This is a genomic window from Calidithermus roseus, assembly GCF_003574095.1.
Taxonomy (GTDB): Bacteria; Deinococcota; Deinococci; order Deinococcales; family Thermaceae; genus Calidithermus; species Calidithermus roseus.
This window is the reverse complement of record NZ_QWLA01000005.1, coordinates 39,853-62,347: the sequence shown is the minus strand read 5'-3', so window position 1 is coordinate 62,347 and position 22,495 is coordinate 39,853. Positions and strand designations below refer to the sequence as shown.

Here is a 22,495-nt window from a genome sequence, read left to right as displayed (position 1 = left end):
AAGGCCGCCGGTGCGCGCTCCCTCAGCCCCCCACGTGCACCACCGGGCGGCGGGAGGGGTCAGGCTCGGCCTGGCGCAGGATTTCGCGGGTCATGGGTGGCACGTCGCCCTCGCCGAAGGCCAGGAAGGTGAAAGCTTTGAAGATGGGGCTGGACTCGCTCCACTCAAAGTAGATGTGGGGGATTTTGCCAGTCTGGTCACGCACGTAGAGCAAGAAGGCGGCGATGGCGTTGGGGATGGAGGGGCTTTGTATGCGGATGATAGGGTAATCTCCCACCTCGACTCCCCAGACCTTGAGCACGTCGGAGAAGTCGGAGGCGTCGGGCACGAAGACCTCGAGAAAGACCACGGGGTCTTTGGGCGGGATGTGGGTGAGCCGCCGCACAATGGCCTCCTTGGCAGAGTACTCCCCGATATCGCCCCGCTGGCGGTGGTTGGCGATGAAGCGGATCTCACCTTGGGCCAGGTTGCGGATGATGCGCCTGGCCTCGGCGTCCACCTCTACCCGCTCCACGCGCAGCTCGGTCGAGCGCACGATGCGCGAGATGATCGAGACCACCATCACTCCCACGATGAAGAAAGAGGCGATCTGGAGGCCGCTGAGGTTCCCCAGCACGATCACCAACGAGGTGTAGATGAAGATCAGGCTCACCAGCCCGAAGCCCACTGCCGCCCAGGTCTGCTTCTTGTGCAGCGCCGAAAGGGTGACGGCAATGGCGGCTGAGGTCATCAGCGCCAGGACGCCCGTGGCGTAGGCCCCGGCCTGGGCGTCCACGTCGGCGCGGAAAACCAGGGTGACCACGAAGCAGATGGCCGTGAAGATCAGGGTGAGGGGGCGGGTGGCCCTGGCCCAGTCGGGGGCCATGCCGTAGCGCGGCAGGTAGCGCGGGGTGATGTTGAGCAACCCGGCCATGGCCGAAGCCCCCGCGAACCACAGGATCAGGATGGTGCTGAGGTCGTAGAAGCTGCCGAAGACCTCGCCCAGGTGCTCGTGGGCCAGGTAGGCCAGGGCCCGCCCATTGGCCTCCCCGCCGGGCTGGAAGGCTTCGGGCGGGATGAGCAGCGTGGTGACGAAGGCACTGGTGATGAGCATGAAGCTCATGATCAGGGCGGCTGTGGTCAGCAGCTTGCGCGAGTTCTCGATGCGCCCCCTGGGGTAGCGGGGGTCGTCGTCGGGATAGCCCCGCACCAGGGGCATCACCACCACCCCGGTCTCGAAGCCCGACAAGCCCAGCGCCAGCTTGGGGAATACCAGCAAGGAAGCCCCAATCACCGCACCCACCGAGGTGTAGTCGGCGTTGAGGTGTCCGGTCCAGTTGGTGATGAGCGAGGGATCGGCCAGGATGAGGCGGAAGCCCTCGAGCACCACCACCAGGCTCGAGCCGATGTAGAAGACCACCAGCACCACCGCGATGCCGATAGCTTCCTTGAAGCCCACCAGGAACACCCCGCCCAGCAGGGCCACCAGAAGCAGGGTGAGGGAGACCTGATGGCGCATCCAGGCGGGCACAAAGGGGTTCTCGATAATGTGCTTGGCCGCGTCCGCCGCCGAGAGGGTGATGGTGATGACGAAACCCGTGGCCACGAAGCCGATCAGGACCAGCACCACGAACTTACCCGTCCAGCCCTCGAGCAAGCGCTCGAGCATGGAGATCGAGCCGTCGCCGTGCGGGCTCTCCCCCGCCACCCGGCGGTACATGGGCAGGGCTCCGAAGAGCGTGACCAGCACCAGTACCAAGGTGGCGATGGGCGAGAGCGCGCCCGCAGCCAGAGCGGCGATCCCCGGCTGGTAGCCCAAGGTGGAGAAGTAGTCCACCCCGGTCAGGCACATCACCCGGTACCAGGGGTGGGTATGCTGGGGTTCGGTCTTGGGGGCTTCGGGGCTGTAAAAGCCTTCGGTGCTTTGCTGGGGCAGGCCCTGCAGCAGCCAGCGCACGAAGGAGTTGAGTTGGGGTTTGGCTCGAGCCATAAGGCGTAGCCGCAGCTACAGGGGCCTAGTGTACACCCGCACGAGTGCCTCCGGTCAGTCCCAGCTCAATCTGCCGCTATCTGTACCTTCTGGGCGATCTCGGGGATGCGGGCCAGGAAGGCGCCGGTGGGGCTGTTGGTGAGGGCCACCTGCTCGGGGGTGCCCTCGGCCACGATCTCCCCGCCACGGGCTCCCCCTTCGGGGCCCAGGTCGATCACCCAGTCGGAGGTCTTGACCACGTCCATGTTGTGCTCGATCACCACCACGGTGTTTCCAGCGTCTACCAGGCGGTGCAGCACGTTGAGCAGCTTGGAAACGTCCTCGAAGTGCAACCCCGTGGTGGGTTCGTCGAGGATATAGAGGGTGCGGCCCGTGGCCTTGCGGCCCAGCTCGGTGGCCAGCTTGATGCGCTGGGCCTCGCCGCCGGAGAGGGTGGGCGAGGGCTGGCCGAGCTTCATGTAGCCCAAGCCCACGTCGAGCATGAGCTGGAGCTTGCGGGCAATGGTGGGCACGTTCTCGAAGAAGGCCAGGCCCTCCTCGACGGTCATGTCCAGCACGTCCGCGATGGACTTGCCGCGGAACTTGACCTCCAGCGTCTCCTTGTTGTAGCGCTTGCCCTTGCACACCTCGCACTGCACGTAGAGGTCGGGCAGGAAGAGCATCTCGATCTTCTTGGTGCCGTCGCCGCCGCAGGCCTCGCAGCGCCCACCCTTGACGTTGAAGCTGAAGCGCCCGGCCTGGTAGCCGCGCTTGCGGGCTTCGGGGGTCTTGGTGAAGAGGTCGCGGATCTCGTCGAAGATGCCGGTGTAGGTCGCGGGGTTGGAGCGCGGGGTGCGCCCGATGGGCGACTGGTCGATCTCGATGACCTTGTCGAGGTGCTCTAAGCCCTCGATCTTGTCGAAGCGGCCGGGGATGGTCTTGGCCCGCATCAGGTCGCGGGCGAGGGCGGCGTAGAGCACGTCGTGCACCAGGGTGCTCTTGCCCGAGCCCGAGGGCCCGGTGATGGCCACGAAGCGGCCCAGCGGAATCCTGAGGTCGACGTTCTTGAGGTTGTGCTCGCGGGCGCCGCGCACCACCAGGCTCTTACCGTTGCCCTTGCGCCGGGTCTTGGGCACCTCGATGTGGCGGGTGCCCTTGAGGTAGGCCCCGGTGAGGCTGTTGGGGTTGTCGATGATGTCCTGCAAAACCCCCTCGGCCACGATGTGCCCGCCGTGGATGCCGGCCCCCGGCCCCATGTCCACGATCCAGTCGGCCTCGCGCATGGTGTCCTCGTCGTGCTCGACGACGAGCAGGGTGTTGCCCAGGTTCCTGAGCTTCTTCAGCGTGCCGATGAGGCGCTGGTTGTCCTTGGGGTGCAAGCCGATGGAGGGCTCATCGAGCACGTAGAGCACCCCGGTCAGACCCGAGCCCACCTGGGTCGCCAAGCGGATGCGCTGGGCCTCGCCACCCGAGAGGGTGTTGGCGGCGCGGTCGAGGGTGAGGTAGTCGAGGCCGACATCCTCGAGGAAGCCCAGTCGGCTGGTGATCTCGCGCCAGATGGGGGCGGCCACCTGGACCTGGAATTCGTTGAGGTCGCGCTTCTCCAGCGGCTCGGCCAGGCCCTCGATGGGGATGCGGAATTCCTTCAGGCGCTCGCAGGCTTCGATCACGCGGTTGTGGCCCAGCGCCTCGAAGAACTGCCGGGCCTCGCGCACGGGGAGGTTGGAGACATCGGCGATGTTGAACAGCCCCACCCGCACCGACAGCACCTCCTTCTTGTAGCGCGTGCCCGAGCAGGCCGGGCAGGGCTGGAGGGTCATGTAGGCCTCCAGCGCCTCGCGCAGCCCCTCCGACTCGGTTTCCTGATAGCGCTTCTCGAGCCAGGGAATGACCCCCTCGTAGTGCACCTGGAAGCGCAGCATCTCACGCCCGCCCCGGCGGAAAACCACCTCGAAGGGCTCGCTCAGCCCGTAGATCACCGCCTCCTGCGCCGCCGGAGGCAGTTCCTTGAAGGGGGTCTTCATGTCGAAGCCCAGGTGCTCCGACAGCGCCCGCAGGCGGTCCCAGAGGTAGCCCTTGCCGTTGTCACGGCCCTTGGACCAGGGGATGATGGCCCCTTCGGCCAGGGAGAGCTCGGGGTTGACCACCAGCGCCGGGTCGAAGACCTGGTTGTAGCCCAGCCCCGAGCAGTCGGGGCAGGCGCCGTAGGGAGCGTTGAAGGAGAAGATGCGCGGCTCGAGCTCCTCGAGCACGCTGCCGTGCTCGGGACAGGCGAACTTCTCGGAGAAGAGTTCCTCACTGGCGTCGTCGGGGTAGAGCACCCGCATCAATCCCTCGCCGCGCAGCAGTGCCAGCTCCACCGACTCGGCGATGCGGCTGCGCTCCTCGGCCTTGAGCACCACCCGGTCGATCACCAGGTCGATGTCGTGCTTCTCGTACTTCTCGAGCCTGAGGCCCAGGGCCTCCTCGAGGGTGTAGATCACCCCGTCCACCCGCACCCGGGCATAGCCCTCTTTCTGAAGCTGCAAGAACTCCTTGCGGTACTCGCCCTTGCGCCCGCGCACCACCGGGGCCATCAGGATCGCACGGGTGCCTTCAGGCCGGCGGAAGAGCCGGTCGGTGATCTCCGAGGCCGACTGCCGCTCGATGGGCCGCCCACAGTGCGGGCAGAAGGCCGTGCCCACGCGGGCAAAGAGCAAGCGCAGATAGTCGTGGACCTCGGTCACGGTGCCCACCGTCGAGCGGGGGTTGTGCGAAGTGGTCTTCTGGTCGATGGAAATAGCCGGGGAGAGCCCTTCGATGCTGTCGACGTCAGGTTTTTCCATTACCCCCAAGAACTGGCGGGCGTAGCTCGACAGGCTCTCCACGTAGCGCCGCTGGCCCTCGGCGTAAATGGTGTCGAAGGCCAGGGTGCTCTTGCCCGAGCCCGAGACCCCCGTAATGACGATGAACTGCCCGCGGGGCAGTTCAACGGTAATGTTCTTGAGATTATGTTCCCGCGCTCCACGAACGATGATGCGGTCCATCCGGTGGAGTATAACACCGGTTCTGGGTTATGTAAATAACATATACAAACCCCCACCGCCGGGTGTATGATGCGAGATTACCGGCGCGGGCCCTGAGCGGTAAGCTAAGGGGCGGCTTAGGGCTTCACCATGAAATACACCATCCTGACCCTCTTTCCCAACCTGATCCGCCCCTGGCTCGAGGAGTCGCTCATCGCCAAGGCCATCGAGCGGGGGCTGCTCGAGGTCGAGGTGCGCGACATCCGCGAGCACGCTACCGACAAGCACCGCACCGTCGACGACACCCCCTACGGCGGCGGGGCCGGCATGGTGATGCGGGTGGACGTGGTGGTGAAGGCCATCGAGGCCGCCGGGCCCGCCGACGAGGTGATCCTGCTGACCCCCGCGGGCCAGACCTTCAACCAGCGCATGGCCGAGGAACTGGCAAGCAAGGAACACCTGGTGCTGGTGTGTGGCCGCTACGAGGGCATCGACGCACGGGTCGAGCACTTCGTCAGCCGCGAGGTCTCCATCGGGGATTACGTGCTGATGGGCGGCGAGCTGGGCGCGCTGGTGCTGCTGGAAGCTACCTCGAGGCTCGTCCCCGGCGTGATCAAGGAAGCCCAGAGCCACCAGCAGGACTCCTTCACCCAGGGCCTGCTGGACTACCCCCACTACACCCGCCCCCCCGAGTTCCGCGGCCTGGTCGTGCCGGAAATCCTGACCTCAGGCCACCACGCCAAAATCGCCGAGTGGCGGCGCAAGCAGGCCCTGCTGCGCACCAAGCAGCGCCGACCCGACTTGCTGGAGCGGGCTGAGCTGACGGCGAAGGATCTGACGTGGCTCGAGGAGGAGGGGTGAGGGTCCAGGGTCAGGGTCAGGGTCACACCTTCCGTTTGACTCCTCCCGTTCGCTGCTGCTATACTTTCAAGCCGCTGTGCCGAGTGTCGCGCCCTGCGTGGCACGCTCGAGGCCCACAAACCCAAGAACCCGTCGCCCTTGCGACGCAAGCAAAGGTTCCGCTGGGAATTAGGAGCAGACCATGAACCGTGGTGCCCTTCTCAAAGTCGTCGAAAAGCAGTACACCCGCACCGACATCCCCGCCTTCCGCCCCGGAGACACCGTGAGGGTCAACTACAAGGTGCGCGAAGGCAACCGCACCCGCATTCAGGCTTATGAAGGCGTAGTGATCAAGATCAAGCGCAACGGCTTCAACTCCTCCTTCACCGTGCGCAAGATCTCCTTCGGCGAGGGCGTGGAGCGGGTCTTCCCCTTCAACTCTCCCCTCATCGACTCCGTTCAGGTCACCGGCTACGGCAAGGTGCGCCGGGCCAAGCTCTACTACCTGCGCGACCTGCGCGGCAAGGCTGCACGCATCAAGACCGACCGCGCCCGCCTGGGTGGCAAAGTTGAAGAGGCCCCTGCCCCCGCCGCCGAAGCCCCTGCCGAAGGCGAGTAAGCTAAGCTTCCCACCGGCAATGCTCCGGCCCATAGCCGGGGCATTGCTGTTTTGCTCCCTTTTTCCTCGAGCCCAAATCGCTTAGGCTTGACGGCATGATCACACTGGAAGCAAGCCAGAAGATCGGCAATTACCGGGTTCTGGAGGTCAAACCCCTCCCCCACCTCCAGGGCCAGTACATCCGCTTGGAGCACGAACCCACCGGGGCCCAGCACATCCACATCGCCACTCCCGACGACAACAACGCCTTCTGCGTCAGTTTCCCCACCGTGCCCGAAGACTCCACCGGCATCGCCCATATCCTCGAGCACATCGTGCTGGCGGGTTCGGAGCGCTTCCCGGTGCGCGACCCTTTCTTCAGCATGATCCCGCGTTCGCTCGCCACCTTCATGAACGCGCTCACCTTCCCCGACCGCACCAGCTACCCCTTCTCCACACGGGTCGAGAAGGATTACTACAACCTGCTCGAGGTCTATCTCGACGCCTGCTTCTTCCCCCGCATCGACTACGAGGCCTTTCGTCAGGAGGGCTGGCACTACCGCTTTGCCGAGCCGGAGAACCCGGCCTCGCCCTTGCAGTACAGCGGGGTGGTCTTCAACGAGATGAAAGGCGCGATGTCGACGCCGACCAACGTCATGTTCCGCAGCCTGGGCCAGGCCATCTTCCCCGGCCTCACCTACGCCCACAACTCCGGCGGCGACCCCCGCCACATCCCCGAGCTAACCTGGGAAGCGCTCAAGGCCTTCCACGCGCGGCACTACCACCCCTCCAACGCCTACTTCTACACCTACGGCAATCTGCCGCTGGAAAAGACGCTGGGCTACATCGAGCGCTACGCCCTCTCGCGCTTCAGCCCCATTGACCCTGGCACCGCCATCCTCGACCAGGTGCGCTTCAGTGCGCCCCGGCGGCACGAGGCCACCTACCCCCTGGCCCCCAGCGAGAACCCCCACAAGAAGTCGCAGGTGCTGGTAGCCTGGCTCACTACCTTCGTGGGGGACGTGGTGGAGGTGCTGGGGCTTTCGGTACTGCAACGGGTGCTGCTGGCCAACGCTGCCTCGCCCCTGCGCAAGGCGCTGCTGGAGAGCAAGCTCGGCGAGGCCCTGGCCGATAGCACCGGCTTCAACACCGTCTTCCGCGAGGCGGTTTTCGCCGCCGGGCTCAAGGGGGTCAACCCCGAGGACGCCGAGGCCATCGAGGACCTGATCCTGGATACGCTGCGCGGTCTGGTGCAGGGCGGCGTGGACCAGAGCATGGTGGACGCGGCCATTCATCGCATGGAGCTGGAGTCGCGCGAGGTCTCCAACCAGGGCTTCCCCTACGCGCTCAAGGTCTTTTTCCAGATGGCGGGGCCCTATCTCCACGGGGGCGACCCTTACCTGGCCCTCCAGTTCGACGCGGCCCTCGAGCGCCTGCAGGCCGAGCGCGCCAGGGGGCCTTTCTTCGAAAACCTCATCCGCAAGCACTTCCTCGACAACCCCCACCGAGCAACCATCGTGCTCAAGCCCGACCAGTCCCTCACCGAGCGGCAGGAGCGCGAGGAACGGGAGAAGCTGGAGCGCGTCCGGGCCACGCTAAGCGAGGCCGAGGTGCGGCGGATCGTCGAGGAGGCCAGGACCCTCAAGCTGCGGCAGGAGGCCAAAGAGGACCGCTCGGTGCTGCCGACGCTCGAGCTCTCCGACATCCCCATGAGCCTCGAGGACGTGCCCCACACGCTCAAGATCGTGCAGGGAGCGACCGTGGGCCTTTTCCCCCAACCCACCAACGGCATCAGCTACCTGGATTTGAGCTTCGACCTCTCCGGGCTGAGCGATGCTCACCTCGACCTGCTGCCGCTCTTCGCCTTCGCCCTGACGCGCATGGGTGGAGGGAGGAGCGATTACCTCGAGATGGCCGCCCGCATCGAAGCCCACACCGGGGGCCTGAGCGCCGGGGCCTCGCTGCGTTCGCTGCCGGAGGACTACAACGCCTTCCGCCAGTCCTTCGGCCTCTCCGGCAAGGCCCTCTACCGCAATCACGCCGAGTTCTTCGCCATCCTGCACGACCTGCTCAGCGAGCTCAGGTGGGACAGGGCCCACCTTAAGAACCTGCTGGGCCAGCTCAAGGCCAGCTACGAGGCCCAGATCGTGCAGGCGGGGCACGCCTACGCCATGCGGCTCGCCGCGCAGCAGTTCGGCGGGGTGGCGGCGCTGCGCGAGCGGCTGGAGGGCCTCTCCCAGCTCGCCACCCTCAAGCACCTGGCCACCCTCGACGAAGCCGGCCTGGAGCGCCTGCTCGACGACCTCGAGGCCATTCGCCAGCAACTGTTCCGGCGCGGTGGGCTGCGGGTGTGCGTGACGGCAGAGGAGCCGGTGCTGGAGGAGCTCGAGGGGCGGCTGGAGGAACTTCTGGCGGCCTTGCCTGACGGAGCGGAAGAGCCAGCGAAAAGCGAGCGCAGCCTGCCGGGCCGCAACCTGTCCCCCCAAGCCCGCACCACCGCCGTAGCCGTGGCCTACGACGCCAAGCTCTTCCAGACCGTGCCCTACACTCACCCCGACGCGCCCGCGCTGCAGGCCCTGGCCAACCTGCTGCGCTCGGAGTACTTGCACAGGGAAATCCGGGAGAAGGGCGGGGCTTACGGGGGCTTCGCAGTCTTCAACCCCGAGAGCGGCCTGTTCGGCCTGCTCTCCTACCGCGACCCTCACATCGTGCGCACCTTCGAGGTCTTCGCGGGAATCCACGACTTCCTGGCCCAAGACATCGAGGCCCAGAAGGTCAAGGAGGCCATCCTGCGCGCGGCGGGCGACGTAGACCCCCTGCTCTCTCCCGATTCCAAAGGCCGCACCCGCTTTTTCGACGACCTAGCCGGGTACACGCCGGAAAAGAAACAGCAGTACAAGGAGCGGCTGCTGCAGGTGAGGCCGGAGGATTTGCGCCGGGTAGCCCAGCAGTACCTCTCGGGCGAGGCCGCGCTGGCGGTGATCAGCAGCGAGGAAAAGGTTAAGGAAGCCAATAAACTGATAGCTCACCCCTTCGCGGTGGCTGCAATTTAACCTCAACCCATACCCCCTGCGCTTCGTCTCCGACCAGCAAATCCTGTTCCTTTTCATGAACCTGTTTCTGGCTACCCTGTTCATCGAACGCGCTGATCCTGACCGGAGGCCGCATTGGCCGCAGCCTGCAAATCCTCAACTCCAGCCGGGTGTCGATAGGGCTGTCGCGGGGGGCTTTCGTGCTGATCCCCGGAAGCTTGGACTTCAGGATGACCGATCTCTTTTTCCTGCTCGCCCTGAGCCTCATCGTCATAGGCAGTGCTCAGCAGATATCGAGCAGCTAGGGGACAAGCATCAGTCGTCAGGCCCTTATAGCCCGCCAGGGCGTGAGTACGGCTTCCAGCCGGGCGAAGGTCCAGTCCAGGAGGACGGCCAGCAAGGCCACCGCGATCGCCCCCTCACTCACGAAAGCCTGGTTGTTGACCGCCAGCCCCGCCACAATCGGTACTCCCAGACCTCCCCCGCCGATCAGCGGGGCTAGCGTGGCCGTGGCCAGGATGAGCACCGCGCTGGTCCGTATGCCGGAGAGGATGACCGGGAGGGCCAGGGGGATTTCAACCCGCCAAAGGCGTTGGAGAGGGGAATAACCCATGCCGCTGGCCGCCTCGAGCACGTCCGGCGGCACGGCAGCAAGCCCCTCGAGGGTGTTGCGCACCACCGGCAACAGCCCGTAGAGCAACAGGGCCAAAATCGCTCCGTTCGAGCCGAAGCCTACGAAGGGCAGGGCCAAGGAGAGCACCGCCACCGGGGGAAAGGTCTGGCCCACGGCCACCAGGTTCTCGACCAGGGGCCGAAACGCCGCCCCCGAGGGCCGGGCGACCCAGATCGCCAGCGGCAATCCCACCAGCAGCACGAAGAGCCCGGCGGTGGCGGTGATGGCGAGGTGCTCCAGCGCCAAGTTGAGTAGGGTCTGGCGCTCAAAGAGCGGAGTCTGGTTGGGGAACAGCGCAGCCAGGGTTCGTTTCCAGAGGTCCTGGTAAGCGAACAACCCCATCAACAACCCCCAGGCCACCACCGGGGCGACCAGGGGGGCGATCGCGGCGCTTCGCTTCAGGGAGCGGGCCTCGAGCATGCTCAGTCCTCCGAGGCCACCCGCAGCAGGGTCTCCAGCCGCACCTGCCCCACCGCTCTGCCCTGCTCATCGGTCACGGCAACGCTGCGGGCTCCCTGGGCCAGCAGCACCGAGAAGGCTTCGCGGGCCATGGCGCTCAGTGGAACCGAAGCCGCCGGAACCTTGCCGTTGAGGGGTTCGATCAGCCCCTTGAGGGGGATGCGCGAAAGCCGCAGCAGGGTGCGCGAGGGACCGATGAACTCCCGCACGAAGGGGGTCTTGGGGTCGCGCAGCAGGGTCTCGGGCTCGTCGTACTGCTCGACTTTGCCGTGGTTCATCAGACAGATCCGGTCGGCGAGCTTGACCGCCTCCTCGAGGTCGTGCGTCACGAACAGCACGGTCTTCTTGAGGTCGGCCTGGAGCCTGAGGAACTCGTCTTGCAGGCGTTCGCGGGTGGGCGGGTCCACCGCGCCGAAGGGCTCGTCCATCAGCAGCACCGCCGGATCTGCTGCCAAGGCCCGCGCCAGGCCCACCCGCTGGGCCTGCCCGCCGGAGAGTTCGCGGGGGTAGCGGCTGGCGAAGACCGCCGGTTCCAGACCCACCAGCCTCAGCATCTCGCGGGCGCGCGCCTCGCGCCGCGAGCGCTCCCAGCCCAGCAGGCGCGGCACCACCAGCACGTTTTCCAGCACGCTCATGTGGGGGAAGAGCCCGATGCTCTGGATCACGTAGCCGATCCCCCGGCGCAGTTCCTCGGGCTTCAGCCGCCGCACGTCCTCCCCACCCAGGTAGACCGTTCCCTCGCTGGGCTCGACCAAACGATTGACCGTGCGCAGCAGGGTGGTCTTGCCGCAGCCCGATGGCCCCAGCAAAACCACTACCTGACCCTGGGCGACCTCGAGGCTCACCCCCCTGAGGGCCTCGAAGTCCCCGTAGCGCTTGACGACATTCTCGAAGCGAATCATGCCAAAAGCCCCAGACGACGGCGTAGCGCCAGCCCAATGCCCCGCAAAAGCCCATCCGCCAGCAGCGCCAGGGCGATTACCGGCAGCGCACCCACCAGCACCATGTCGCTGGCTCCGCTCTGCACGCCTTGCAGGATGAAATAGCCCAGCCCCCGCGCCCCGATCAGCGCAGCCACCGTGGTGATGCCGATGGTGAGCACCAGTGCTCCCCGGATGCCCTCGAGGATCAGCGGCGAGGCCAGGGGCAACTCCACCCGCCAGAAAAGCTGGCGGCTGCTCATGCCCATGCCCCAGCCCGCATCCCGCGCGGCTTCGGGGACCGCCCGCAGGCCGGTGTAGGTGCTGATCACCACCGGCAGCAGGGCATAGAGGCTGAGGGCCAGCACCGCCGGGGCCGCCCCGATACCCCGCACCCCGGCGGCAGCCAGGGGCTGGGATAGCTCCAGCCGCAGGGGTTCAGGCCCCACCAGGTTGAACAGCAGGGTTCCGCCCAGCACCAAGGCCAGCAATCCCACCGGGAAGGCCACCACCAGCCCCAGCGAGGGGCTGGTAGCCCACAACAGCCGGCTGAGGAACAGCCCCGCCGCGATCACCCCCAGGGCCAGCCCGAGGCTCACCTCCTGCCCGAGTTGGGCCAGGATGGGCAGCAGCAAGCCGAAAAGGGCCAGCGAGGGAATGGTCTGCAAGAAACCGCTCAGGCTCAGCACCCAGCCAAAGCGGGCGCTGCGGGCGGCCAGGACGCCGAGGGGAATACCCACCAGCAGGGCCTGCACCACCGCGCTCGAGGCCATTGCCAGATGTCGCCAGGCCTCGAGGCCGAACTGCTCCCCATAGGCCGCCCCCTCGACCACCGGGGCCAGGGGCCGGAAGCTTCCCGTCAGCAAGGCCACCAGAAGCGCCAGGGGAAGGGTCAGGGGAATCCAGCGCCGGGCCTGAGGGGGTGCGCCCACCGAGGCCGAATACAGCGCCAGCAAGGTCAGCCAGAAGCCCGCAGCCAGGCTGGCCCGCGCCACCTCGGACTCCCCCTCGAGCAAGTCCCCAGCCACCGCCCCAGCCAGCACAGCCCAGCCCAGCGTGAGCAGGCCCAACAGCAGCGGGTAGGCCGCACGGCGCAGCCAGGGCAGCGCCAGCCAGCCTGCGGCCAGGGCCGCGGCGAGGCCGGGCTCGAGGCCCCACACCCCCACCCCGGTTCCCTCGAGCAATCGGTTGGGCTTGAGGGTGATCCAGGGCAGCGCCAGAGAAAGCAAGCCCACCCCGGCAGCCAGCAGGGCTACCGGATTGAGCTCACGCAGACGCAGCACACAGCGCCCCTACTTGATCAGGCCCTTTTTCTTGAGATACTCGGCGGCCACGTCAGCAGCCTTCTTGCCCAAGGCCACCTGGCCGTTGAGGTCGGAGAGCACCTCCTCGGTGAGGGTGGCGAAGAGGGGGTTGATGAGGGTAGCGAGTTCAGGGTACTTGTCGAAGACCGCCTTGCGCACGGTGATGGCCGGCTGGTAGACCGCGACCGCACCCTGGGGGTCGGTGAGGGCCACCAGGCCCAGCGTGGCGATGGCCCCGTCGGTGCCGTAGGCCATGGCCGCGTTGACGTTGTTGGTGCCCCGTGCCGCAGCCGTCTCGGTGAGGGTGGTATCGCCGCCGGGCAGGATGAGGATCTGCTCGGGTTTGAGCTTGAAGCCATAAACCCGCTCGAAGGCCTTGAGCGCGTCGTCGCGCTCGGCAAACTCCTGGCTGGCCGCGAGCTTGACCGGCTTGCCGGCGTTGACGTAGCGGGCGAAGTCGGCCATGGTCTTGAGGCCTTCCTTCTCGGCCAGGGCCTTAGGCACGGCGATGGCCCAGGTGTTGTTGGCCGGGGCCGGGTTGAGCCAGACGACGCCATTCCTTGCGTCGAGTTCCTTGACCTTGTCGAAGCCCCTCTTGGCGTCGCGGGTAAGGGCCGCGTCGATCTGGGCTTCGGGGAAGAACTGCGTCAGGGCGGTGCCGGTGTACTCAGGGTAGAGGTCGATTTCGCCCGAGGTGAGGGCCCTGCGCACGATGTTGGTGGTGCCGGTACGGCAGCGGTCGTTGACCCTGAACCCGGCAGCCTCGAGCCGCAGCTTGACCATCTGACAGAGCACCTCTCCCTCGGTGTCGATCTTGGAGCCGATGGTAATGGGGCCCTTCTGGGCCAGCGCAAGGCCCACCCCCAGAGCAATCAACAGCGTGAAGACACTCTTCACTCTCATCCTCCTCGAGGTACTGCTTAGGTTTGTAACATAACACTTCAGCCTCAGTAGTATGTCAGCGAGCTTACTCAACAACCACTCGGTGGACAGGCGAATAGCCGATCGGACGTACTCATTGTCTCCTGGCGCATTAGCGCGGTGTGAAGAAGAAGGCAAAGCCCAGCAGGGCATAGACACCCAGCAGCAAGAAGCCCTCGAGCCAGTTGCTCTCCCCGTCGCGCACCACCGCGTTGGTCGCCAGGATGCTGGCGGCCAGGGCGGCGAGCTCGAGGGGGTTGTGGAAGACCAAGTCCATGGGTCGCCCGGCGAAGTAGCCCACCAGCACCAGGATGGGGGCCACCAGCAAGGCGATCTGGAGGGAGGAACCCACCGCGATCTGCACCGCCAGGTCCATCTTGTTTTTCATGGCGAAGACCACCGCCGCGAAGTGCTCGGCGGCGTTGCCCACCAAGGGAATGAGGATGATGCCCACGAAGAACTCCGACAGCCCCAGGACCTCGGTGGCCGCCTCGAGGCTTCCCACCAGGAACTCGGCCATCACCGCCACCCCTACCGTGGCCGCGGCCAGCACGCCCACGGCCACCGGCACGCTCCAGGTGGCTGGGTGTTCCTCGGGGTGAGCCTCGTCGAGGCCGCTGACGAGGTCCTTGTGGGTGCGCAGGGTGAAGTAGATGTTGGCCAGGTAGATCAGGATCAGCACCCCCGCCGTGGCGAGGCTGAAGAGTTCGTCGGGCAGGGTGGGGTCGAGCACCTTGAAGAAGTTGCGCTCGGCGAGATCGAAGAGGGTGGGCAGCATGAAGGCGATGAGGGTGAGGGTCAGCAGCGAGGCGGAAAGCCCGGCGGCGTGGGCATTGAAGTTTTGGCGCAGGTAGCGCAGGCCCCCCAGGAAGATGGATAACCCCAGCACCAGCAGCAAGTTGGAGAGGATGGAGCCGGTGATGCTGGCCTTGACAACCTCAAGCTTGCCCGCCAGCAGGGCCACGACGGCGATGATCAGCTCGGCGGCGTTGCCGAAGGTGGCGTTGAGCAGCCCCCCCACCGTGCTCCCGGCTCGAGCGGCCAGCTCCTCGGTGGCCTGGCCCATCCAACTCGCCAGGGGCAGCAGCGCCAGCGCCGAGACCAGGAAGATCCAGACCGCCGGGGCGTGGGTGAACTCGAGCACGAGGGCCAGCGGAATGAATACCAGCATGCCGTAGCGAAACATGGGGGTATTCTACCCGCCTGCCGGTCATGCCCTTGCAGTCGCCGGGACGTGCCCCTACCCCGCCGGAAGCAGGGCCAGCACCTCTCCCCCAGCCCGCTGCCGCAGCTTTTCCACCTCGCGGCGGGCTCGAGCCAGCCCCAGCCAGGGGGTCCAGTAGGGCTAGGGTTTAAACACGATCTTGGCCCCCCCGCGCCTGGCCGCACGGATGGCCTCGGGCCAGGCCTCGAGGCCGAACTGCTGGCCTACCAGGGCTTCGATGCCTTCCAGCTCGGGCAGCAGCTTGACTGCCGTGGCGAAGGCATCCCAGTTGTAGGCGTAGCTGCCCATGAGCCGCACCTCGCGGAACCAGTAGGGCGAAAAGTCGTGCAACGCGCTGCCGGGTGAACCCAGGAGCAGGATGCGGCCTCCTTCGGCTACGGCCCAGCTCGCCTCCTGCAAGGCCGCAGGGTTGCCGGAAGCTTCGATGACCGCACCGAAGCCGCCACGCCAACCCCACCGGCCCAGCATTCCCTGGTAACTCTGGTACTTCTGGGCTTTCTGGGCCTCACGCACCGAGGAATAGGTCACGTTGGCCCCGAAAGCCCTGGCCCACTGCGCAGCGTGGCTGCGCCGGACCACCGCGTGGATGGGGCCTTCGAAGCCCAGCACCCGCAAAAGCGCGATCGAGAGCAGGCCAATGGTTCCCCCTCCAACCACCAGGATTTCCTCGGGCCAGTCCTTCGCCAGGGCCTGCTGAATGCCGTGCACGGCGACCGCGAGCGGCTCCGCCAGCACTGCCCGCTCATCCGGGACGCTCTCGGCGATGGGGAAAATCCGCTCGCGATGGGCTACGATGCGTTCGCTCCAGCCGCCGGGCAGGTCGGAGCAGTAACCTAGCATGCCAGAGCGGAAGTTTCCCTCGGTGAGGTTGCGGCAGCGGTGGTCCTCGCCCTTGGCGCAGGCCGGGCAGTCGGGCAGGCCCCGCTCGAGGCAGGCCAGCAGGGGATTGACCACCACCCGCACCCCACCCAGCTCAGCCAGGATTTCGTGCCCCAACACCGCTGGGAAGGAGTAGAAGGGCGAGAGTGCGAGGGAAGTCCTTCCATAGATCAGGTCCAGATCGGAAGCGCAGATGCCGGCCAGGCGCACTTTAAGCCGCTCGAAGCCCCGCGGAGGGATCGGTTCGGGCAGGTGAACGAGGTGGAGCGGCAAGCCCCGTACGGGATAGCGCCGGCCCATGAGCCTGGCAAAGACGTAGCGGGGAAGCGAGGGGGAGAAGCTCAGGGCACGCATCATGGCCCGGCTGCCCCCGGCTAGCTGCGTGGCGGCTCGAGCGGGCAAGGCAGGTGCCTGAAGCATAAACCTGGTTCTAGCTTACCGCTTTACACCGAAGGCCAACCAAGTGCAAAACGCCGAACACTGAAGACATCACATCGCATAGCGCAGCATAGCCCAGGCCATCAGCAGCCCCCGGGCCGACCAGGCAAAGGTGCGAACCCAGTTGGCCTGTATGAGCAGGCTGAGGTCTCGAGGATCGAAGCGTCGGGCGAGTCTTTTCTGCACGGGAGCCTGCACCAGCAGGCCCCATGCCCAGATCAGCGCAAGCAGGGCCATTCCCAGGGCAAATACCCACGATGGAATCCAGCCTGGCGGAAAGATCAGCAAGAAGGCTCCGGTGAGGAGTTCGATCACCATCAGCGTCCCCATGACCTGAGGCAAGAGCAGGCTGTGGTTGGCCTCGTAGGCCGAAAAATCATCCTTCCCCACCTTGGCAAAGAGGGGCAGGTACACGATCTGAAGTGCCCAGATCAGGCCCACCAGCGCCCAGGTAGCGCAGAAGTGCGAAAGGATGATAAAGCGCATATCCGTTTGTGCCCAGAGTATATGGGGCTTTTGCCAGCGCTTCCAGGCTCATCGCGGTGTAGGAGCATAAGTCGAATGGCTTAGGTCGTACGCTGGACGCGCGTAGCTATCGACTACCGAGCACCGACGCGCTTTTGACTAAGTGCCCTCCACTTGATTTTCCCTCATCTGGGGTTAAATCACCCTTCGCCGCACCTCGCTCAGCAGCAAACTCGCCACCAGGCACAGCGCTGCCGCGATGACCGCGTAGCCGGTGGCCTCGTCGCGGCGATAATGCCACACCAGCGAATGGCTGAGGTCGCTGTAAAGCTGCTTGAGCTTGTCGGCAGAATCGACGAAGTAGTAGTTACCGCCGGTCTTCTGGGCGATTGCACGCAGCGTTTCCTCGTCGAAGCGGGCTGCCCACCACAGGCGAGGCTCGATTCCCTCAATCGGCCCGTCGCTAGCCGTGCCGACGCCGACGGTGTGCACCACGACCTGTTGCCGCGCGGCCTCATCGGCGGCCTCGAGCGGGTCCATGCCGCCGAAGTTGCGTCCGTCAGAGAGCAGGATGATGGTCGTGAGCTTGCGGGGGTCCTCACCCGTAGCCAGGCGCTCCTCGAGGCTGGGCAGGGCGCGCAGGCTCTCCATGATGCCGTCGCCGATGGTGGTGCCATAATCCATGCTCAGCAGGTTGACCGCTTCCATCACCCGGTGGTGCTCGCTGGTGAGCGGAACCACCAAGCGAGCATAGCGGGCGAAGATCACCAGGCCCACCCTCGCTCCCTCGGGCAACTCCCGCACGAAGGTTTTCACCGCGTTTTGGGCAGCGATGAAGCGGTTGGGCTTGACGTCACCCGCAGCCATCGAACGGCTCACGTCGAGGGCGAGCATCACGCCGGCCCTGGGATTGGCCTGGGGAACGGCCAGGCTGGGACGGGCCAGGGCCACAATCAGCAAGCCCAGCGAGGCCAGGTACAGCAAGGCTGGCAGGTAGCGCGACCAGCGGCGGCCCCCGGCTGTGGCCCGCACCAGCAAGGTCAGGTCGGGGTACAGGGCCACCGCCTCGGCCCTGCGGCGCAGGTTGTGGCGATATACCCACACGAACAGCGGCAGCAGCGCCAGCAAGAACAGTGCCCAGGGCCAGGTCAGGCTCATTCACACCACCCTTCTGCGAGAGAATGCCGTACCCAGGCTGAGGCACAGCAGCACGGCGGCGGCCAGCGAGAGCATTCCACTCACCTCCGTCGGCCTGGGCCGAAGGGCGATGACCCGGCCCAGGTCGCGATGGGCGTCGCGCAGATCACCGGCCGAGAAGATGGGGTAGTAGCGGCCTCCGGTGCGATCAGCCACCTGCTTGAGCACGTCGTCGTCGAAGTTATGGCCGTGGGTTCCCACTCCGATGGTGTGGATCCGGACGCCGCGCCTGGCAGCTTGGTCGGCGATCTCGAGCGGGTCGTTGCCGGAGTTGTCGTGGCCGTGGGAAAAGAGCACGATCACGCCGGGGGGGTGCCCGGCGTAGCTTCGGGCAGCGCCTCGAGCGCGGTCAGCAGGCCGTAGGTGAAGGCATAGCCACCGCCCAGCTCGAGGAGTTGCAGGACCTCGTAAACCCGCTCACGCTCGGTGGTGAGGGGTAGCATGGGCGTGCCGTAGTTGGAGAAGACGGCGATACCCACGGGGATGCCTGCGGGCAAGGCCTCGACCAGGGCACGGGCAGCGGTCTGGGTGGCCTCGAGGCGGTTAGGGGCGATGTCGGTCGAGCGCATGGACCAACTGGTCTCGATGGCCAACATCACCCCGGCCAGGTTGTCGGCAGCCAGGAGCATGAGGGTGGGACGGGCCAGAGCCAGCAGCCCCAGGACGAGCGCTCCCAGGTACAGCAGCGCCGGAAGATGCATCGCGCGCGGGTTCTGCTCTTGTGCCCCAGCCAGTATCCGGGTGTCGGGGTAGGTGGCGAAGGCCCTCGAGCGCCCCAGCACGCCCCGTCGGTACAGCAGCACCAGCAGGGGCAGCCCCAGCAAGGCCAACAGCACCCATGGGCTGAGAAAACCCATCCCCCACCTCTAGGGCACCCTGCGCTGCCAGTGCAGGTTGAGCGCACCGGCCAGCACCAGCAGGATCAGGGCCACACCCGACAGCAAGGCCGAGACTTCGGTGCGGGTGGGCTCCCAGCGAATCACCGTGCCCAGCTCGGCAAAGACCTCCCGCAGCGCCTCCCGGCTGGGGGCATAGGTGTACTTGCCGTCGGTCTCCTGCGCCAGGGTTTGCAGGGTTCGGGGCTCGAAGGGCACGAAGTAGTTCTGGCCGTTGAGCTGCATGATGGCCCCGCCCTCGCGCCCCACGCCCACGGTATAGACCCTCACCTTCCACTGCGAGGCGAAACGGGTGGCGATGCGCAGGCCGTCGCTGGCCGAGATCTCCGGGTTGGAGCTGGTGTTGTTGACCCCATCGGAGATGATCAGGATGGCTCCTGGCGGCATCTTCTCGGGCTGGAGGGTCGGCGGGGTGGAAGGCTGGACGTCAGGGAGGCTGAACATGCGCGGGGTGAGTTCCTCGGGGGGCCTGACGTCCTTGCGCCCGGGCAGCATGCGCACCCCGGTCACCACCGCCGAGGCCAGCGAGGTGTTCTGGGCGATCTTGAGCTGGGAGATAGCCTCGCGCAGGCGCTCGCGGTCGGTGGTGGGGGGCACCAGCACCGTAGCCACGTCGGAGAAGCTGGTCAGCCCGATCTGGGTGGATGGAGGAGCCAAATTGACGAACTCCAGCGCGATGGCCCGTGCGGCCTCGAGGCGGTTGGGGTTGAGGTCGCTGGCCAGCATAGAGCGGGAGGTGTCTATGGCCAGCACCACCGCTGCCTTGTTCACCGGCAGGGGCAGCAGGGCGACGGGCCGGGCCGCTGCGAAGAGCAGCACCCCTAAAGCCAGGAGCTGGAGGGCCAGCGGCCAGCGGCGGTGAGCCCTGGAGGCCGGGCGCAGCACGCTCCCCAGCAGATGTGCATCGGCGAAGGCCTGGGCGGTGCGCTCACGGCGGCGCTCGAGGCCCCACAGCACCAAGGCGGTGACGGGCAGCAGCACCAGCGCCAGCAACAGCGCAGGCCAGGTGAAGCTCATACAGACCTCCTCCCCTTGCGGCGCAGGGTGAACTTCAGCAGCGGTTGCACCAGTTCCTGGGCCGTGGAAAGCTCGAGGTGATCCACTCGGGCAGCCCTGAAGGCCCGCAGCAGGCTGTCCTCACGCTGCTTGACCAGCGCCGCGTGGGCCGCGCGCACCCTGCGATCGTCGGTGTCGAGCCAGACCTCCTCGCCACTCTCGGGGTCGCGCAGGCGCACCTCGCCGGCCTTGGGCAGCTCCCGCTCGGCGGGGTCGAAGATGCGCACCGCGATGGTCTCGTGACGCTGAGCCAGGCGGCGCAGGGCGCTCTCCCAACTCTTATCCTCGTCGAGGAAGTCGGAGATCACGAAGATCAAAGCCCGTCGCCGCAGGCTCTTGCTGAGGTGCTCGAGCCCTTCACCCAGGCTCGAGCGCCTTCCCTCGAGGGAGGGCTCGCTCATCAGCGAGTCCAGGATGCGCAGGGCCTGCTGGCGGCCACTGCGCGGGGGGATCAGGCGAAGGCGGCCATCGCCCAGGCCCACCGCCCCCACCTTGTCCCCGTGACGGATCGCGATGGAAGCGGCGATGGCGGCAAACTCCAGCGCCAGCTCACTCTTGAGCACCCGGCGGGTGCCAAACTGCATCGAGGCTGAGCGGTCCACCACCAGCCAGGCGGTGATCTCACGCTCCTCGCGGTACTGCCGCACGTGTAGAGTGCCGGTGCGGGCGGTCACGTTCCAGTCAATCCGGCGCACCTCGTCGCCGGGCTGGTACTGCCGCACCTCGGCCAGGTCGAGGCTGGGGCCGTAGAACACCCCGCTGTAATCCCCGAACAAAAAGCCGTCCAGTCGTCGCAGCACGGTGAACTGCAAGCGCCGCAGCAACTCGGCAGCCGGTGGCTTTACCCGCAGGCCCGAGGAGGGCGAGGGGTTAGCCCTGGGGGGTGGCAGGGTGGAAGGACGTCTGAACCGTCTGAGCATCACAAGACCTCTGGGCTCAGGCAGTGGGGTTGTTGGGCTGGCTCAGCAGACGCCCGTCGCGGTGGGGATCACCCAGGTGGACACGGGGCAGCGGCACGGCGGCGATGAGCCTGGCCAACAGAGCTTCGAGCTGCACCCCATCGGCCAGGGCCTCGTAGGAGAGGATGATGCGGTGACGCAGCACTTCCGGAGCTAGGTCGCGCACGTCCTCGGGCAAGGCATACTCACGCCCGCGCAGGATAGCCAGGGCCTTGGCTCCGAGGATCAGGTTGACGCTGGCGCGGGGGCTGGCCCCGAAGCTGATGTAGCGGCGCTGCTCGGGCTGGCCCACCTCGCCGGGCTCGCGGGTGGCCCGCGCCAGGTTGACGGCATACTCAATGACCAGCGGGTGGACGTAGACCTGGTCGGCCATGTTTTGCAGCTCGAGCAGTTCCTGGTGGCTCAGTTGTACTTCGACCGGGGGAAACTTCGCGGAAACCCGTTCGACCACCGTGATCTCCTCGTGCATGCCAGGGTAGCCCACCACCACCTTGAACATGAAGCGGTCTACCTGGGCCTCGGGCAGGAAGTAGGTGCCCTCCGACTCGATGGGGTTCTGGGTAGCCAGCACCAAGAAGGGATCGGGGAGCTTGTAGGTCTCCTTGCCGATGGTCACCTGCCGCTCCTGCATGGCCTCCAGCAGCGCCGACTGGATCTTGGCGGGCGCGCGGTTGATCTCGTCGGCCAGGATCAAGTTGGCGAACACCGGCCCCAGCTCGACCTCGAAGGCGGCCTCCTTGGGGTTGTAGATGCGGGTGCCGATGAGGTCGGCGGGTACAAGGTCGGGGGTGAACTGGATGCGCTTGAAGCTCGCGCCGATGGCTTCGGCGAGGGTCTTGATGGCCAGGGTCTTGGCCAGCCCTGGCACGCCCTCGATGAGAATGTGCCCCCGTGCGAGCAAAGCCACGAGCATGCGCTCGAGCATCAGATCCTGCCCTACGATGATCTTCTTGACCTCGAAGAGCAGGGTGCGCAGCCTCGACGAGGCATCTATCACGGCCTGGGGCTCGAGGGGGGTGATCGGCTTATCCATCAGATAATCCTCCTGGAGATCGCGCGAAAGGGGGGAAAGTTTACGCAGAATCTTCGTCCGTGGAGGGTGAGCCAAAGGTGACTCAGGTGTCAATCCCCCAGACCGCTTCAGGTGCGGTTGTTTGGCTGGGGACTGGGTGGCTCGGGCAGCGGGGCTGGGATGGTGGGACCAGGGTTGACGGGATCGAGCGGGATGAGTTCGGGCGAACCTCCAGGCCAGCCGGGCAGCGGGCCTGGGCCGGGACCGGGCTGCTGCTGTTGCGGCTCCTGCCCCGGACGCGGAAGCTGGTAGAGCCGCCCGTCCTGATAGATGAAGATGGGGCACTCCTGTGGCTGCTGCCCCTGACCCGGCTGGGGCTGTTGGCCCTGCCCTGGCTGGTTGCCCCGGCCCGGTCCTGGCAGCGGGATCAACTCCTGCGCTCCCTGATCCGGCGGGGTCTGAGGGAACTGCAACTGAACGGGCCGGGCAAATTCAGCAGCAGAAGAGGCAACAACGAACGCGCTCGAGCCCTGCGAGAGCCGCCCGGCGAAAAACCCCGTAAGCAGCAGGCCCACTCCGGCCAGGACCAAACCGGAGAGGCGGAGCCAAGGAAACTTCCCTGCGGTGGTTGCCATGGTTCAGTGTAGGCGCCCTCGGGAGCTGCGATC

General features: G+C 66.4%; 19 protein-coding genes. 3 read left to right on the top strand and 16 right to left on the bottom strand.

Going from position 1 to position 22,495, the window contains the following annotated elements; genetic code table 11:
* Window positions 1-22 precede the first annotated feature (22 nt).
* On the bottom strand, window positions 23-1,969 hold the full coding sequence (locus Mrose_RS02610) for an APC family permease (protein ID WP_119275875.1): 1,947 nt from the start codon (window positions 1,967-1,969) through the stop codon (window positions 23-25).
* 65 nt (window positions 1,970-2,034) lie between these two features.
* Window positions 2,035-4,974, bottom strand: a complete 2,940-nt coding sequence (gene uvrA, locus Mrose_RS02605; RefSeq protein WP_119275874.1) for an excinuclease ABC subunit UvrA — start codon at window positions 4,972-4,974, stop codon at window positions 2,035-2,037.
* Window positions 4,975-5,103: 129 nt separating this feature from the next.
* Between uvrA and trmD the strand changes: the two genes are divergently transcribed.
* From trmD to Mrose_RS02590, 3 genes are all read left to right on the top strand, one after another.
* Window positions 5,104-5,814: a tRNA (guanosine(37)-N1)-methyltransferase TrmD gene (gene trmD, locus Mrose_RS02600; protein ID WP_119275873.1), complete on the top strand. Its 711-nt coding sequence runs from the start codon at window positions 5,104-5,106 to the stop codon at window positions 5,812-5,814.
* Window positions 5,815-5,995: 181 nt separating this feature from the next.
* Window positions 5,996-6,412, top strand: coding sequence for a 50S ribosomal protein L19 (gene rplS, locus Mrose_RS02595; protein ID WP_119275872.1), 417 nt, complete (start codon window positions 5,996-5,998; stop codon window positions 6,410-6,412).
* 95 nt (window positions 6,413-6,507) lie between these two features.
* Window positions 6,508-9,444: an insulinase family protein gene (locus Mrose_RS02590; protein ID WP_119275871.1), complete on the top strand. Its 2,937-nt coding sequence runs from the start codon at window positions 6,508-6,510 to the stop codon at window positions 9,442-9,444.
* Window positions 9,445-9,745: 301 nt separating this feature from the next.
* Here Mrose_RS02590 and Mrose_RS02585 read toward each other — a convergent pair whose 3' ends face one another.
* From Mrose_RS02585 to Mrose_RS02520, 14 genes are all read right to left on the bottom strand, one after another.
* On the bottom strand, window positions 9,746-10,516 hold the full coding sequence (locus Mrose_RS02585; protein ID WP_119275870.1) for an ABC transporter permease: 771 nt from the start codon (window positions 10,514-10,516) through the stop codon (window positions 9,746-9,748).
* Window positions 10,517-10,518: 2 nt separating this feature from the next.
* Entirely contained in the window at window positions 10,519-11,457 is a 939-nt protein-coding gene (locus tag Mrose_RS02580) for an ABC transporter ATP-binding protein (protein ID WP_119275869.1), read from the bottom strand.
* Window positions 11,454-12,758, bottom strand: a complete 1,305-nt coding sequence (locus Mrose_RS02575) for an ABC transporter permease (protein ID WP_119275868.1) — start codon at window positions 12,756-12,758, stop codon at window positions 11,454-11,456. The genes Mrose_RS02580 and Mrose_RS02575 overlap by 4 nt, the downstream gene beginning before the upstream one ends.
* A gap of 9 nt (window positions 12,759-12,767) precedes the next feature.
* Window positions 12,768-13,682: a glycine betaine ABC transporter substrate-binding protein gene (locus Mrose_RS02570; RefSeq protein WP_182482638.1), complete on the bottom strand. Its 915-nt coding sequence runs from the start codon at window positions 13,680-13,682 to the stop codon at window positions 12,768-12,770.
* A 130-nt stretch (window positions 13,683-13,812) separates the two neighbouring features.
* Entirely contained in the window at window positions 13,813-14,886 is a 1,074-nt protein-coding gene (gene cax / locus Mrose_RS02565; protein ID WP_119275866.1) for a calcium/proton exchanger, read from the bottom strand.
* A 159-nt stretch (window positions 14,887-15,045) separates the two neighbouring features.
* Window positions 15,046-16,158, bottom strand: coding sequence for a zinc-dependent alcohol dehydrogenase (locus tag Mrose_RS02555; RefSeq protein ID WP_182482640.1), 1,113 nt, complete (start codon window positions 16,156-16,158; stop codon window positions 15,046-15,048).
* 135 nt (window positions 16,159-16,293) lie between these two features.
* Window positions 16,294-16,728: a hypothetical protein gene (locus Mrose_RS02550; RefSeq protein ID WP_119275864.1), complete on the bottom strand. Its 435-nt coding sequence runs from the start codon at window positions 16,726-16,728 to the stop codon at window positions 16,294-16,296.
* Between the two features lie 174 nt (window positions 16,729-16,902).
* Window positions 16,903-17,865 (bottom strand): VWA domain-containing protein, encoded by a 963-nt coding sequence (locus Mrose_RS02545; protein ID WP_119275863.1) that lies wholly within the window; start codon window positions 17,863-17,865, stop codon window positions 16,903-16,905.
* Window positions 17,866-18,207: a vWA domain-containing protein gene (locus Mrose_RS19300; protein WP_245969465.1), complete on the bottom strand. Its 342-nt coding sequence runs from the start codon at window positions 18,205-18,207 to the stop codon at window positions 17,866-17,868.
* Complete coding sequence (locus tag Mrose_RS19295) at window positions 18,204-18,761, bottom strand: VWA domain-containing protein (RefSeq protein WP_245969462.1); 558 nt, start codon at window positions 18,759-18,761, stop codon at window positions 18,204-18,206. The genes Mrose_RS19300 and Mrose_RS19295 overlap by 4 nt, the downstream gene beginning before the upstream one ends.
* A gap of 9 nt (window positions 18,762-18,770) precedes the next feature.
* Window positions 18,771-19,817, bottom strand: a complete 1,047-nt coding sequence (locus tag Mrose_RS02535; RefSeq protein ID WP_119275862.1) for a VWA domain-containing protein — start codon at window positions 19,815-19,817, stop codon at window positions 18,771-18,773.
* Window positions 19,814-20,776 carry a DUF58 domain-containing protein gene (locus Mrose_RS02530; RefSeq protein ID WP_245969460.1) on the bottom strand — a complete coding sequence of 321 codons (963 nt, stop codon included), beginning with the start codon at window positions 20,774-20,776 and terminating at the stop codon, window positions 19,814-19,816. Before Mrose_RS02530 ends, Mrose_RS02535 begins: the two co-directional genes overlap by 4 nt.
* Before the next feature lie 16 nt (window positions 20,777-20,792).
* Window positions 20,793-21,848: an AAA family ATPase gene (locus tag Mrose_RS02525; protein WP_182482637.1), complete on the bottom strand. Its 1,056-nt coding sequence runs from the start codon at window positions 21,846-21,848 to the stop codon at window positions 20,793-20,795.
* A gap of 107 nt (window positions 21,849-21,955) precedes the next feature.
* The gene (locus Mrose_RS02520; RefSeq protein WP_119275861.1) at window positions 21,956-22,462 is read right to left on the bottom strand and encodes a hypothetical protein; all 507 of its coding nucleotides are present in this window, start codon (window positions 22,460-22,462) and stop codon (window positions 21,956-21,958) included.
* Between the last annotated feature and the right edge of the window lie 33 nt (window positions 22,463-22,495).